The organism is Catalinimonas alkaloidigena, assembly GCF_029504655.1.
Classification (GTDB): domain Bacteria; phylum Bacteroidota; class Bacteroidia; order Cytophagales; family Cyclobacteriaceae; genus Catalinimonas; species Catalinimonas alkaloidigena.
Window position 1 is genome coordinate 1,066,176 of the sequence record NZ_JAQFIL010000001.1, and the last position, 13,603, is coordinate 1,079,778.

Consider the following 13,603-nt stretch of genomic DNA (forward strand, 5'->3'; position numbering starts at 1 on the left):
AAGAAATAAGATTTCGCACTTACAGATTTGAATACATTAACTATACATATTAATTCTATTATCATGAAGCAACGCATTAACCGTAACCCAAGTATTTTGGCCTTGCTCCTGAGTATTATCTGTAGCTACTCATGGGCACAGGAGTTTCCCGACAATATAGAAGCAGACATACCTAATGACTTAAGTACTGAAATACCGCTGGATTCCAAGATCATCAAGGGTAAATTAGATAACGGACTTACCTATTATATCCGTCAAAATAGCCGCCCTGAAAACAGGGTAGAATTAAGGCTGGCAGTTAATGCCGGATCACTGATGGAAGATGATGATCAGTTGGGCCTGGCACACTTCACTGAACATATGGCTTTTAATGGTACAAGGAATTTTGAGAAAAATGAACTGATTAACGTACTGCAAATGGCAGGAGTGAAGTTTGGTGCTCACTTAAATGCCTATACCAGCTTTGACGAAACCGTTTACATGTTGACGGTGCCTACTGCCGATACCACTTTGGAGAAGTCACTTCAGATATTGGAAGATTGGGCAGATGGTATTTCTTTTGAAGACGAGGAAATTGACAAAGAGAGGGGAGTGGTGATTGAAGAGTGGCGCATAGGTCAGGGAGCTCAACGTCGTATGTTAGATGAATACCTACCCGTATTACTTGCCGACTCTCGTTATGCTGAACGTTTGCCTATTGGTACCAAAGAAATATTAGAAAACTTTGATTATCAGACTCTGAAACGCTTCTATGAGGAGTGGTATCGTCCTGATCTCATGGCAGTAGTGGCAGTAGGGGATATAGATCCTGCTGAAATGAAAGCTGAAATTGAGCGTCGTTTTGGTGACCTTAAAGCGCCTGATAAAGAAAGAGCAAGAGAAGTATTTGATGTGCCTGCGCATGAAGATAACAAAGTTGTAGTAGTTACCGATAAAGAAGCAACGTTTAATCAGATTCAACTCTTTTACAAAGAAGAGGGCTTACCTGAACCAGAAGAGACTTTCAGAGATTACCTGGAAATGACTAAGCATAATCTTTTTACCGGCATGTTGAGTCAAAGGTTGAATGAGCTAACGCAAAAAGCTGACCCTCCTTTCATGAACGCCGGGGCCTACTATGGCAATATAATAAGGACGAGTAATGCCTTTCAGCAGTATGCAGTGGTCCCTGAAAATGGAATAGAGCGAGGTTTGCAGGTCTTGTTAGAAGAGAATGAAAAAGTAAAGCGCTTTGGATTTACTGAAACTGAATTTGAGCGTTATAAAAAACGTATGCTCACCAATTATGAAGCTTCATACAAAGAAAGAGAAAAAACTGAATCATCAGGCTATGCTGCTGAGTATGTGCGTAACTTTCTGGAAAATGAACCTGTTCCGGGTATAGCATTTGAATACAAATTCCTCCTGCAGTTTTTATCGGAGATAAGTTTGGATGAAGTAAACGCTTTGGCTGAAGAATGGATGGCAGAGGGTAACATGGTTGCCGTAGTGATGGCTCCTGAAAAAGAAGGTGTTCAGGTGCCGAATGAAGCAGCAATTGAGAATATTATTCAGCAGGTAGCTGAGTCAGAAGTTGAAGCGTATGAAGATGAGGAAATAGCTTCCACACTGATGGAGGATGTACCTGCTCCGGCAGAAATAACCAGCGAAAAAGTAATTGAAGAGATCGACATAACTGAGCTTACTTTTGCAAATGGCGTAAAAGCTGTCGTAAAATCTACCGATTTTAAAGATGATGAGATCTTGATGACAGCTCATAGCCCAGGAGGTCATTCTGTATATAGTGATGAAAAGTACTTTTCAGCCGCAAACGCAGATGGGATTGTACAGCAAAGTGGTGTCAAAGACTTTTCAGGTATTGCACTTCAAAAGTTTTTATCAGATAAAAATGCAGCTGCGAGTCCATTCATTGGAGAACTGAAAGAAGGTGTTTCGGGAAGTGCTGCTCCTGAAGACTTAGAAACTATGCTTCAACTTACTCATTTATATTTTACTTCCCCACGTGAAGATCAGGAGACCTTTCAGTCGTATATCAGTAAATACAAATCCTTATACCAAAACTTGTTGTCAAATCCTCAGTATTACTACCAGGATAAGGTGATGCGTATTATGTCGCAAAACAACCCGAGAGGTGGAGGTTTTCCTACACAGGAAGATTGGGAGAGCGTCAGTTTTGATGAGGCTATGGACGCTTATAAAGACCGTTTTGCAGATGCCAGTGATTTTACTTTCTTTTTTGTTGGAAATATTGATTTAGAAGAAGCTAAGCCTTTGCTAGCTACATACCTGGGTAATCTGCCTGCAACAGGTCGGGAAGAAGACTGGAAAGACGTGGGTGTAAGACCTCCGGGTGGAATAGTAGATGAAAAAGTATACAAAGGCACTGATCCTAAAAGTATGGTAAGAATTTCTTTTACTGGTGAAATGCCATATAGCAAAGAAGAGGCTTATGAACTGAACTCTCTTATTCAGGCACTAAATATCAAACTGATAGAAGAGATTAGAGAAAAGAAAAGTGGCGTTTATGGCATAGGCGCTAACGCAAATGCCTCAAAGTATCCTTACGAACATTATACTATCACCATTTCTTTCCCCTGTGCACCTGAAAATGTGGAGGATTTGAGTCAGGCGGTATTTGATGAGATTAAAAAGATTCAGGACAACGGGCCTACTCAGGAAGATATCATGAAAGTGAAAGAGACCCAGAGAAGGGAAATGGAAACGAATCTAAAACAAAATAATTATTGGCTTCAGGCTCTGGAAAGAGCTTACTTTACACAGGTGGACCCCAAAAACATAGTAGAGTATGAAGATGCTATTGAGGACCTGAATGCTGAAGATTTAAAAGAAACAGCTAATAAATATTTCAATTTTGATCAATACGTAAAGGTCGTACTATATCCTGAAGAAACTACAGAGTCAGCAGATGAGTCAGGAAAATAATAAGAATTGATATCCGGACGATTAAATAGAATTAAGTTGTTAAAACCCTTCGTGAATTCATTCATGAAGGGTTTTGTATTTTAATCTAAAAGATAATACTTGATACATAATGTCCTACAGATATATTTTATGTGAGTTAATGCGGATCAAGCAACAAATCTGGGGGACAGTAGTACTAAGCATAGATTTTGGAAAGTCTGTAGAGGAAGAAGCTAATGTTTCTCACCCCTCTGAACTGTGACCTGAAAGCTTTGATTTTGGCATTGAAAGATTCAGCAGCAGCATTAGTACTTCTTCTATCAAAGAAGTTTAAGATAGTTTTATAGTGTTGCTGAATGGTTCTAGAGACTGTATTGAAAGATTTAAAGCCAGCTTTTTCTACCTGATCATACCATCTGGCCAGTCTGGTGAAAGCGACACCTTTCTCTTTAGTGTTTTGGTATATATGTCCTAGCTTTTGAGCTAATTCATAAGCTTGCTCAAGCTGTGGATAGAGTTTGAACAGGATTTCTGCCCTGTGGACTTGGGAAGACGTCCATTTGCTTTTGTCCTTGAAGAGCAGGTACCTGCTCCTGACCAGTAGTTGTTTAGGAGTATCACCATTTTCTAACCTGTTGGCAACGAAGGTTCTGCCTACTTCTTTGCTCAATTCCATTTCTTGGTTCTCTTGCTCAATAGCTTCCCAGCGATAAGCTATCCTCATTTCCTGAACTGCTTCATAAGCCAGTTTTTGCACATGAAAACGATCGGTGACTAAAACAGCTTTGGTAAATGTCTTAGTCACGATCTGTTCCATACTGGCCCCCATGGAATGGCCGCCATGTCTAAGGTGACTTCTTTGACCAGCCTCCTTTTTTCTAATGGGATCTTTCTAAGCAGGATAGACTTTACTCGTTCACTGTTAGTACCCTTGATCATTGCAATAAGGCAGCCTTTATTCCCCCTGGCCGCTTTGTTGGTGATCACTGTGTAAAGTTCACCCTGTGAAACTGCTGTTTCATCAATAGTGATATATTCACCAACATTCTCAGGAAAAACAACATAATCCTCGGCATGCTCTAACTGATCCCAATGCCTGTAGTCACTCAAATGAGCAGCATATTGCTCTTCTAATAACTTGCCGTTTATATGGAAGTAGTTGCCTAAGCTTTTACAGCTTACCGGTGTGGTATCGATGCAATGCTTTTAAAAAAGACGCGAATTCCATAGTCATTCGCGTGCCCTGAGCCACCAATTCCCAGTTTCTAAAAACTACCTTTCCTGTATCTTCATTCCACCACCTTCTGCGTTTTACTTTCAGATAGCAGGCTTTACCGCGTATGGGAAAATCTTTTACAGTAATTTCTGCAAAATAGCCTTTGGAGATGAGGTTCTCACCTGCATATTCCTCCGGATGCTGGTTCTTCTCTGCTAAACTAATAGTGTAGCTCTCTTCTGTCTTTTCTACTGAAGTAACTTCAAAATAGTCAAGCATCCCATCCGGTAGAAACAAAGAAATGATAGCTTTATCCAATGATTCTTTTTGACGGCTAAATTATACCCTAACAACTTACCCCACAACTTTTAAGCTTGATCCGTTAATGCGCTGTATCCTCCAACTAATATATCAAAACAAACTCACGGTGTATATAAATAAAAAACCCACCTAATAGGTGGGTTAGTGGTTTGGTCTAGACTACTCTTTTCTCGGAGGAGTCTTAATCTGATCTTTTGGCGGCATTGCACTGGGATCTACTGCATCTTCACTGCAACTACTGAACATAAATGTTACAGGAACTAACAAGGCCAATGACAATTTTGCCAATCCTTTAAAGGAAACTCTCATAATTAAGGTAGTTTGGTAGTTAAGAAAATTTATAAGTATCAATTACAAGTTTGCGTGTGTAAGGTTCCCTTGAATTAATACTCTCACAATATATAACAATAAATATATAATATCAATTTTTTGTGATATTTTAGTCTGTAATGTATATTTTTTGCTTAAAAATTACATAATAAGCTAGGGGAAACCTACTTGTCTACGTAAGTATATATTTTTTCAATTATAGGCTTAAGTTTAATTATTCTGATATAGCAAAGGTTGAATGAGGTAAATTGCCATTCATACTTAACTACCAATTGTATTTAATTTTTCCAGTAAGTTATTTAATTAGTCCACTTGTTTAACTGCTTATTAAATAATAGTAGAAGTTTCTATGGTGATAATATATGCGCATAATAACGCCAGTTACACATAACTAGTGGGCCTAGTTAAATTGTACTAATTAGTTAGAGTGTATTTACTAGTCAACTTTCGGCATAAGTATATAGAAGTTAATCTTACACGATTGTATAGAAGTAAGGTTTTTAGTGAGTATTTAGCTTTTTGTGATAATATATGAGCTTTTTTATTATTAGATTGGTTGTATTTGCAGTTAAAGGATTAGATTTAAGAAGAAAACCTTTCACTTTATAACAGTATAATACATACAGTAATAAGCTATATTATTATTTGAAGAATAGTATTGTTATATTTGAATATTGGGTAGCTAGTGAAGTATGTATACAAAAATTATTCAGTCACCAATTTTAGAGCTTACTGCTAAAGGGATACAGTTTACTTTCAGAGATGGAAGAAAATTAGCAAGCTTGATCATTGTTATATTGTTACCATTTATTGGTAAGCTGTGGGAAATGGTTCCACAGAACATTGAGTTCCCTTATTACGGATATTTACATCTGTTTCTCTACCCCTTCTCAATCAATTTTATTTGTGTGCTCATCTCTGTTGCCTGGTTCTTGACAATACACCGAAAAGATTTTGCATTACAGATCATCGCATTGGCCTCCATTTTCTACTCAGTCTTCATGACTTACGATACTTTACCATTTACCCAAAGGACACCTTTATGGATAGACCTTTCAGCTATATTCTGCATTTTTAACGGACTGGTAATTTATCTCTTTTATATATATAGAAATTATTTGGATCGATTTTCAGATTATAAAGTCCTCCATGATGGCATAGTACACGATTTACATCACCAGCGTTTTCTTAGTGATATTAGCAGGATTGAAGGGCTAATTGAGATTGCTGAAATGGAAGAACCATACAGAAGTATGTGCAAAAAAGAAATCAGCAAACTAAAAGAATCAGTAACCTATATTGCTGATAAGTATAGTGATCTCAAGTGATGATGCTCTTTTTCCAGGAGGAAACCATATTTCTTAAAGATTTTACCCCTTTCAATTATTAATTTTTTTGCGCTTTTTCTTTTATCATTATAAGTGCGGTAGCGTTAAAAAGTCAAAGACTGATACGCATATCGGCTTAAATTTTGATTGAGTTTCTTACTTCAACTGTATTCTGCACTGAATTACTGAAGAGGGTAGTTTTTGCATTGCCAATCAAGCAGATCAGTATATTTTGGATACAAACCAACTATTCTACTTTTAGTGAATTCATGAATGACATGTTTAATATCCTGCCTTAACTTTACAGCTAAATTAGTATTCAGGCCAGCTAAAACTCCAGAAGAAAACGGGGAGCACTATTCACATCTATGTTTTACATATATGAGTAAATATTTTTGAGCAAGCCATTTTGTGTTTAATTAACAAAGACACCTGATAAAAAAAACGGTAGATGAGAGATCACCTACCGTATTATAGCTTTTTTGTGAGAAACTAAGTTACAAAGCTCAGTTAGCTTGATACTTCATGATTGTACTTTCAATAATATCACAGCAATCATGTAACTGTTCTTCAGTAATTATTAATGGAGGGGCAAAGCGGATAATATTTCCATGGGTAGGTTTTGCCAGCAATCCATTTTCTTTTAGTTGAAGACAAATATTCCAGGCGGTGTCGCTATCTTCACTATCATTGATTACTATAGCGTTCAGTAAGCCTTTACCACGAACAAGAGAAACCAGGTCGCTCTTGGTTACCAATTGTTCCATCCTGTTGCGGAAAACCTGGCCTAAGCTTTCAGCATTTTTAGAAAGTTTTTCATCTTCCACTACCTGTAAAGCAGCCATAGCTACGGCACACGCAAGCGGGTTTCCACCGAATGTGGATCCATGTTCGCCGGGTTTAATACATAACATGACTTCATCATCAGCAAGTACTGCTGAAACAGGCATTACGCCCCCTGAAAGTGCTTTACCCAGAATCAGTATATCGGGACGAAAATCATCATGCTGGCAGGCATATAGCTTGCCAGTTCTTGCGATACCAGTTTGTACTTCATCAGCAATAAAGAGTACATTTTTTTGCTTACAAAGTTCGTAAGCTTTCTTTAGATAACCAGCTTCAGGCACAACTACACCAGCTTCACCTTGTATAGGTTCTACCATAAAACCGGCTACGTTGGGATCTTCTAATGCTTTTTCCAGTGCTTGCAGGTCATTATATGGTATCAATTCATAACCAGGCATATAGGGGCCAAATCCATTTCGGCTTGAAGGGTCAGTAGAGGATGAGATAGCGGCTAGGGTTCTTCCCCAGAAATTACCGTGGACAAAAACAATTTTTGCCTGATTTTCAGGTACTCCTTTTATAGTATAAGCCCACTTTCTACAAAGCTTAAGCGCCGTTTCTCCACCTTCTACACCGGTATTCATCGGCAGTACTCTGTCAAAACCGAAGAGTTCGGTGATGTACTTTTCGTAATTACCCAATACATCATTATGAAAAGCACGTGAAGTTAAGGTAAGTTTTTTGGCCTGTTCAGTCAGTGCATCTAATATTCTGGGGTGACAGTGCCCCTGGTTTACAGCACTGTAGGCTGAAAGAAAATCATAATATTTTTTCCCTTCCACATCCCACAAAAAAACGCCCTCTCCTCTGGACAAGACAACAGGTAAGGGATGATAATTGTGGGCTCCAAATTTATCCTCCAGAGCAATTGCTTCCTGACTTGTAGTAATATGATCAATCATTTAATCTGTGTGTTTCTATCATAAAATAATTAAGTCACCAAATGTGACATTGAAATCTAAATGTTCATGTGAACAAAGGCAAAATCTAGTTAGTTTAATGTTAAATCCATAGTGCTATCCTTATAAACTGTGTCAAGGATATTTTAATATTATTTGAACTGTCAACTGGTGAATACAGTTATATTTCAGTCAATGCAATTAACAACATAATATGCTGTTCAAAAAAGCCTATGTAACTTTTTTGAATGTGGAATATTTTATTGATATTTGCAACCTTAAATATCTGGAAGAAGAAATATTGAGATAAAATGGCTAAAGTTTGTCAGATCACCGGTAAAAGACCTAGGGTTGGAAACAACGTTTCCAAAGCAAATAACAAGACCAAGCGTAAATTTTACCCTAATCTTCAGAAAAAACGTTTTTACCTACCTGAAGAAGATCGCTGGGTAACATTAAAAGTATCTACCTCTGTATTGAGAACCATCAATAAAAGAGGAATTACTTCTGTGCTGAAAGAGGCTAGAGAAAAAGGTACAGCTTTAGTATAAATAACAGAACCCAAGTCAGTTTATACTGATTATCAAAAATATTATTTAAACAATGGCTAAGAAAAGTAAAGGTAATCGTGTACAGGTAATACTGGAGTGTACAGAGCACAAAAATAGTGGTGAGGCTGGTACTTCTCGTTACATCACTACCAAAAACCGTAAAAATACTACTGAAAGATTGGAGCGAAAAAAGTACAATCCTGTTTTAAAGAAATATACTGTTCACAGAGAAATTAAATAACCATGGCAAAGAAATCCGTTGCGTCAATGCGAAAAGAAGGTGGTAAAACCGTTGCTAAGGTAATCAAAGCGGTTAAATCACCTAAAACTGGTGCATACACATTCAGAGAAGAAATGGTACCAGTTGATTCAGTAAAAGATTATTTGACAAAGAAATAATCACAAATTATTTCTTGAAAATTTTAATTAAGCCCATTTAGGGCTTTTTTTGTATATTATTATTTCACTTTTTATCTAATCGGTCTTATGGCACTGTTTGGTTTCTTCTCTAAAGAAAAAAAAGAATCCCTGGATAAAGGGCTCGAAAAATCAAAAGAGAGCTTTTTCTCTAAAATGGGGAAGGCGATAGCCGGAAAGTCAACGGTAGATGATGAAGTTCTTGATGAGCTGGAGGGTATACTGGCAACAAGTGATGTAGGAGTAGATACGATCATTAAAATTATAGATCGGATAGAAGCCCGCGTGGCTAAAGATAAGTATCTGAGTACCTCAGAGCTTGACAAGCTATTACGGGAAGAAATCGCTGGTTTATTGGCTGAAAATGATGACTCTTCTACTGCCAAAGCTACTGACTTCTACGTTCCGGAAGGAAATAAGCCACATGTAATACTTGTGGTTGGCGTTAATGGAGTAGGCAAAACCACTACAATCGGTAAACTCGCTTATCAATTTAAAAAGCAAGGGAAAAGCGTTTTACTCGGAGCAGCCGATACATTCAGGGCTGCAGCAGTTGATCAGATTAAACTCTGGGGAGAAAGAGTTGATGTACCTGTAGTTGCCCATGGTATGAACACAGACCCCGCCTCAGTAGCATTTGATACTGCTAAGCAGGGTAAAGAAAATGGGGTGGATGTTGTTATTATTGATACTGCCGGCCGTTTGCATAATAAAGTGAACCTGATGAATGAGCTTTCAAAAATTAAAAGAGTCATTCAGAAATTTATTCCTGAAGCGCCTCACGAAGTCCTTTTGGTTTTGGATGGGAGTACCGGGCAAAATGCTTTTCTTCAGGCCAAAGAGTTCACCAAAGCGACTGAAGTAACGGCCTTAGCAATTACTAAACTAGATGGTACAGCCAAAGGCGGAGTTGTCATTGGAATTTCTGATCAGTTCAATATACCTGTCAAATACATTGGCGTAGGAGAAAAAATGGAAGACTTGCAGGTATTTAACAAAATGGAATTTGTAGATTCACTTTTCGGCAAATAGACTCAGAAACTACAAGAACAGGACGATTGAACTTAAGCTGAGGGTTAGCCCCAGCACACTTCCAATGAGTACTTCTACCGGCCGGTGGGTATCAAGGTAGAGCCGGGCTGACATGACCAAACCTCCAAACAATAGTATCAATAAAAGTGGCCAGACTAATTTTTCCTGAGGGTACTTAAGCCCTAAACCAAGCAGAAAGCCAATAAATGCTGATGCGCTTGCACTATGTGCACTTACCTTGATAAAAAGTGTTAGCAGACTTACCGATAGAATAATAAGGGTAATAGCGGCCAAAATTATTACCAGCACCTGGCTTACCTTGAACTTCGAGAAGAACATATAAGTCGTAATAATGTAAAAGAGCGACGTAAAAAAGAAAGGGATAACCCTGTCTTTTCGGCGTGGAATGCTGAAGGCATTAAGCTTACCTTTATGTAGAAAGTCAGAAAAGCGAAGCGCGGTAATGCTTACCATCGGTAGTAAAAAAGTGGTGATAAATACTGCCAACAACAGATAATTAGCCGCCTTGCTATTAATAGGCTGGGTTATTACAGGAGAGTAATAAAATAGCAAAGCGAACAGAAACGTTGGCATTAGCAATGGATGCATAAGAACGGATATGGTAATAGAGAGTTTTCTAACCATTTATAGTTCCTTTCTTAACCTTGCTACCGGAATCTGTAACTGCTCTCTATATTTTGCAACGGTTCGCCTGGCAATACTATATCCTTTATCCTTTAAGAGTTTTTCTAATTTGTCATCCGACAGAGGCTTCCGCTTATCTTCATTGTCAACCAAGCCTTTGAGGTAGTTCTTAACCTCACGACTACTCACATCTTCACCTGATTCAGTTGCGATACCTTCAGAGAAGAAATATTTGAGTGGGTATACTCCAAATTCAGTCTGCACAGATTTACTGTTAGCTACCCTTGATACTGTAGAAATATCCATTCCAATCTCGTTAGCAATGTCTTTAAGGATCATTGGTCGTAGTTTACTTTCGTCTCCGGTGAGAAAAAAGTCGTATTGGTATTTAATGATAGTTTCCATGGTGGTGAGCAAGGTTTGCTGCCGCTGGCGTATGGCATCAATGAACCATTTGGCTGAATCCAACTTCTGCTTCACAAAAGTAACAGTTTCTTTTAATTTTTTGTCTTTCTTATTTTTATCATATGCTTGAAGCATATCAGAGTATGATCTGCTAATCTTGAGATCCGGAGCATTTCTGGAATTCAGAGAAAGCTCTAGCTTTCCACTGTTGTTGTTCAGGATGAAATCAGGAATAAGGTATTGGGTGCGAACATTGCTATCCACGAAACCTCCGGGCTTGGGATTAAGCTTAGTAATGATACTGATAGCTTCACGCAATGCATTCTCATCCACCCCTTGTTTACGGCATATCTTATCGTAGTGCTTTTTAGTAAATTCTTTAAAGTGGTCTCTAAGAATTACTATAGCAAGCTTATGGTACTTATCAGGGTCTTGTTTCCGTTCTAACTGGAGAAGCAAACATTCCTGTAAGTTACGGGCAGCGATTCCGGGAGGATCAAAGAGCTGTATTTTTCTCAATAGATCTTCAACCTCATCCAGATCGGTGTCTATATTCTGGGAGAACGCCAGGTCATTAATAATCGCCTCCAACTCTCTTCGTATGTAGCCATCACTTTCAATACTACCAATGAGCTGCAAAGCAATTTGATGCCTCCTGTCGTCTAAACCCAGAAAATTGAGTTGAGAAATCAGTTGCTCGCCGAGCGTAGTATTTGTAGGAATGGGCATATCACGGTCTTCCTCCTCAGAGTAGTTTCCGTCCCCATACATTTTATATCCACCGAACTCATCTTCAGACAAATAATCATCTATACTTAACTCATCATTAAGTTCATCTCTTTCAGACTCCCCCTCAAAATCGTCTTCATTGTTTGTGATTCCTTCATCTTCGTCTCTACCTTCTTCCAAAGCTGGATTCACTTCTAACTCTTGTTCTATCCTGGCGTCAAGTTCGGCCGTCGGGATTTGTAAGAGCTTTATGAACTGAATTTGCTGAGGAGAAAGCTTCTGACTTAAGGTCTGGCTTAAACCTAGCTTCTGCATGTATTTTCTCCGTTAATCATCTTTACCAAACTGTGTCCAAATTTATTATATTCTATCAAATCTTTGATAAAAAGAGCAAAATATCGTTGTTTTGCAAACACTATTTAGTACACTAGTAAGATAATATTTCATTATATCAAAAGTTATCTACCGCTATTTATTTTTGACTATTCTGTCTTAAATTTTTGCCACAGCTTATGCGATTAACGAGGACCAAAATCAATTTATTATTGCAGGAAATGCCACTCAATCAGGAGGTAATAGTAAAGGGTTGGGTTAGGACAAAACGGGGCAGCAAAAATGTTGCATTTATTGCGCTCAATGATGGATCTACTATTCACAATTTACAGGTTGTGGCAGATCCTGATACTATCGGTGAAGAAATACTGAGAAAAGTTACATCAGGAGCATGCATATCTGTGAAAGGTAAGCTGGCCGCCTCTCAGGGGCAAGGGCAAAAAATTGAACTTCCTGCAGATGCTATAGAAGTATTAGGAGAGGCAGATCCTGAAACATATCCGCTTCAACCTAAAAAACATTCTTTTGAGATGCTGCGTAAGCATGCGCATTTACGCCCCCGTACTACTACTTTTGGAGCTATCTATCGTATTCGTCATGCAATGACTTTCGCGATCCATAAGTTTTTTAATGATCATGGTTTTTATTGTGTTCACACCCCTATCATTACAGGATCTGATGCGGAAGGAGCAGGGGAGATGTTTAGAGTAACTACGCTAGATTTAGAAAAACCTCCTCGTAATGAAGAAGGAGAAATAAATTATAAAGAAGATTTCTTCGCCAAGGAAACTAACCTTACTGTTTCCGGGCAGTTAGAGGCAGAACTGGCAGCGCTAGCTTTATCAGACGTATATACTTTTGGCCCAACTTTCAGGGCTGAGAACTCTAACACTTCTCGCCATCTGGCCGAATTCTGGATGATTGAGCCAGAAATGGCTTTCTATGACATCAATGATAATATGGATTTGTCAGAAGCCTTTCTGAAATATCTGGTCCAGTATGCTTTGGATAATTGTAAAGACGACCTTGAGTTTCTGAACAAAAGAGCGCTGGATGAAGAAAAAGATAAGAAGAAAGAAGAAAGAAGTGACATGTCTCTTCTTGAGCGCCTCAACTTTGTCGTTGAACACGAATTTGCCAGAGTCACCTATACTGAAGCTATTGATATTCTGCGGAACTCAAAGCCAAACAAGAAGAAAAAATTTCAGTATTTAATAGAAGCCTGGGGGGCAGATTTGCAGTCTGAACATGAGCGTTTTTTGGTTGAGAAGCATTTCAAGCGCCCGGTCATACTCTATAATTATCCTAAAGACATCAAAGCATTTTATATGCGTAGCAATGAGGGTGAGGATACAGTGGCAGCCATGGACGTATTATTTCCCGGTATCGGAGAAATTATCGGTGGTTCTCAGCGTGAAGAACGTCTGGATAAGCTGACCCAAAGAATGGAGGAGATGAATGTTCCACAAGAAGAAATGTGGTGGTATCTGGATACTCGCAGATTCGGATCCACTCCGCATAGCGGTTTCGGGCTTGGTTTTGAACGCTTATTGCTTTTTGTAACCGGAATGGGCAACATCCGTGATGTGATTCCTTTTCCCAGAACACCGGAAAACGCAGAGTTTTAGC

General features: G+C 38.5%; 13 protein-coding genes. 7 read left to right on the forward strand and 6 right to left on the reverse strand.

Annotated elements, in window-relative coordinates; genetic code table 11:
• The first annotated feature begins 63 nt into the window (after positions 1-63).
• On the forward strand, positions 64-2,943 hold the full coding sequence (locus OKW21_RS04510) for a M16 family metallopeptidase (RefSeq protein ID WP_277477730.1): 2,880 nt from the start codon (positions 64-66) through the stop codon (positions 2,941-2,943).
• Positions 2,944-3,118: 175 nt separating this feature from the next.
• Here OKW21_RS04510 and OKW21_RS04515 read toward each other — a convergent pair whose 3' ends face one another.
• The 3 genes from OKW21_RS04515 to OKW21_RS04520 all read right to left on the reverse strand — a co-directional run bounded on the left by OKW21_RS04515 (position 3,119) and on the right by OKW21_RS04520 (position 4,456).
• Complete coding sequence (locus OKW21_RS04515) at positions 3,119-3,751, reverse strand: ISAon1 family transposase (RefSeq protein ID WP_420870093.1); 633 nt, start codon at positions 3,749-3,751, stop codon at positions 3,119-3,121.
• Positions 3,724-4,032, reverse strand: a complete 309-nt coding sequence (locus tag OKW21_RS32670) for a transposase (protein ID WP_420870092.1) — start codon at positions 4,030-4,032, stop codon at positions 3,724-3,726. Before OKW21_RS32670 ends, OKW21_RS04515 begins: the two co-directional genes overlap by 28 nt.
• 61 nt (positions 4,033-4,093) lie before the next feature.
• Positions 4,094-4,456 (reverse strand): ISAon1 family transposase N-terminal region protein, encoded by a 363-nt coding sequence (locus OKW21_RS04520; protein WP_277476278.1) that lies wholly within the window; start codon positions 4,454-4,456, stop codon positions 4,094-4,096.
• A gap of 1,025 nt (positions 4,457-5,481) precedes the next feature.
• Here OKW21_RS04520 and OKW21_RS04525 point away from each other — a divergent pair.
• Positions 5,482-6,117, forward strand: a complete 636-nt coding sequence (locus tag OKW21_RS04525) for a hypothetical protein (protein ID WP_277477732.1) — start codon at positions 5,482-5,484, stop codon at positions 6,115-6,117.
• A 506-nt stretch (positions 6,118-6,623) separates the two neighbouring features.
• On the opposite strand, the gene rocD is transcribed toward OKW21_RS04525, so the two are convergent.
• Positions 6,624-7,865, reverse strand: a complete 1,242-nt coding sequence (gene rocD / locus OKW21_RS04530) for an ornithine--oxo-acid transaminase (protein WP_277477734.1) — start codon at positions 7,863-7,865, stop codon at positions 6,624-6,626.
• Between the two features lie 308 nt (positions 7,866-8,173).
• Between rocD and rpmB the strand changes: the two genes are divergently transcribed.
• The 4 genes from rpmB to ftsY all read left to right on the forward strand — a co-directional run bounded on the left by rpmB (position 8,174) and on the right by ftsY (position 9,862).
• On the forward strand, positions 8,174-8,413 hold the full coding sequence (rpmB, locus tag OKW21_RS04535) for a 50S ribosomal protein L28 (protein ID WP_277477737.1): 240 nt from the start codon (positions 8,174-8,176) through the stop codon (positions 8,411-8,413).
• A gap of 52 nt (positions 8,414-8,465) precedes the next feature.
• Entirely contained in the window at positions 8,466-8,654 is a 189-nt protein-coding gene (rpmG, locus tag OKW21_RS04540; protein ID WP_277477739.1) for a 50S ribosomal protein L33, read from the forward strand.
• A gap of 2 nt (positions 8,655-8,656) precedes the next feature.
• Positions 8,657-8,812, forward strand: coding sequence for a DUF4295 domain-containing protein (locus OKW21_RS04545; RefSeq protein ID WP_277477740.1), 156 nt, complete (start codon positions 8,657-8,659; stop codon positions 8,810-8,812).
• 87 nt (positions 8,813-8,899) lie between these two features.
• Positions 8,900-9,862 carry a signal recognition particle-docking protein FtsY gene (gene ftsY, locus OKW21_RS04550; protein ID WP_277477741.1) on the forward strand — a complete coding sequence of 321 codons (963 nt, stop codon included), beginning with the start codon at positions 8,900-8,902 and terminating at the stop codon, positions 9,860-9,862.
• A gap of 9 nt (positions 9,863-9,871) precedes the next feature.
• Here the strand turns inward: ftsY and OKW21_RS04555 are convergent, their stop codons facing one another.
• Together OKW21_RS04555 and rpoN are read right to left on the reverse strand one after the other, a co-directional pair.
• Entirely contained in the window at positions 9,872-10,471 is a 600-nt protein-coding gene (locus OKW21_RS04555; RefSeq protein ID WP_277477742.1) for a phosphatase PAP2 family protein, read from the reverse strand.
• 36 nt (positions 10,472-10,507) lie between these two features.
• Positions 10,508-11,956 (reverse strand): RNA polymerase factor sigma-54, encoded by a 1,449-nt coding sequence (gene rpoN, locus OKW21_RS04560; protein WP_277477743.1) that lies wholly within the window; start codon positions 11,954-11,956, stop codon positions 10,508-10,510.
• Between the two features lie 197 nt (positions 11,957-12,153).
• Here rpoN and asnS point away from each other — a divergent pair, with 197 nt between their 5' ends.
• A complete protein-coding gene (gene asnS / locus OKW21_RS04565; RefSeq protein WP_277477745.1) occupies positions 12,154-13,602 on the forward strand; it encodes an asparagine--tRNA ligase in 1,449 nt (482 codons plus the stop codon).
• The last annotated feature ends 1 nt before the right edge of the window (position 13,603 follow it).

Excerpts from the sequence above, each read along its gene's own strand:
- OKW21_RS04510 (WP_277477730.1), top strand. The coding sequence starts at position 64 with ATGAAGCAACGCATTAACCGTAACCCAAGTATTTTGGCCTTGCTCCTG.
- OKW21_RS04515 (WP_420870093.1), bottom strand. The coding sequence starts at position 3,751 with ATGGGGGCCAGTATGGAACAGATCGTGACTAAGACATTTACCAAAGCT.
- OKW21_RS04525 (WP_277477732.1), top strand. The coding sequence starts at position 5,482 with ATGTATACAAAAATTATTCAGTCACCAATTTTAGAGCTTACTGCTAAA.
- rocD (WP_277477734.1), bottom strand. The coding sequence starts at position 7,865 with ATGATTGATCATATTACTACAAGTCAGGAAGCAATTGCTCTGGAGGAT.
- rpmB (WP_277477737.1), top strand. The coding sequence starts at position 8,174 with ATGGCTAAAGTTTGTCAGATCACCGGTAAAAGACCTAGGGTTGGAAAC.
- rpmG (WP_277477739.1), top strand. The coding sequence starts at position 8,466 with ATGGCTAAGAAAAGTAAAGGTAATCGTGTACAGGTAATACTGGAGTGT.
- OKW21_RS04545 (WP_277477740.1), top strand. The coding sequence starts at position 8,657 with ATGGCAAAGAAATCCGTTGCGTCAATGCGAAAAGAAGGTGGTAAAACC.
- ftsY (WP_277477741.1), top strand. The coding sequence starts at position 8,900 with ATGGCACTGTTTGGTTTCTTCTCTAAAGAAAAAAAAGAATCCCTGGAT.
- OKW21_RS04555 (WP_277477742.1), bottom strand. The coding sequence starts at position 10,471 with ATGCATCCATTGCTAATGCCAACGTTTCTGTTCGCTTTGCTATTTTAT.
- rpoN (WP_277477743.1), bottom strand. The coding sequence starts at position 11,956 with ATGCAGAAGCTAGGTTTAAGCCAGACCTTAAGTCAGAAGCTTTCTCCT.
- asnS (WP_277477745.1), top strand. The coding sequence starts at position 12,154 with ATGCGATTAACGAGGACCAAAATCAATTTATTATTGCAGGAAATGCCA.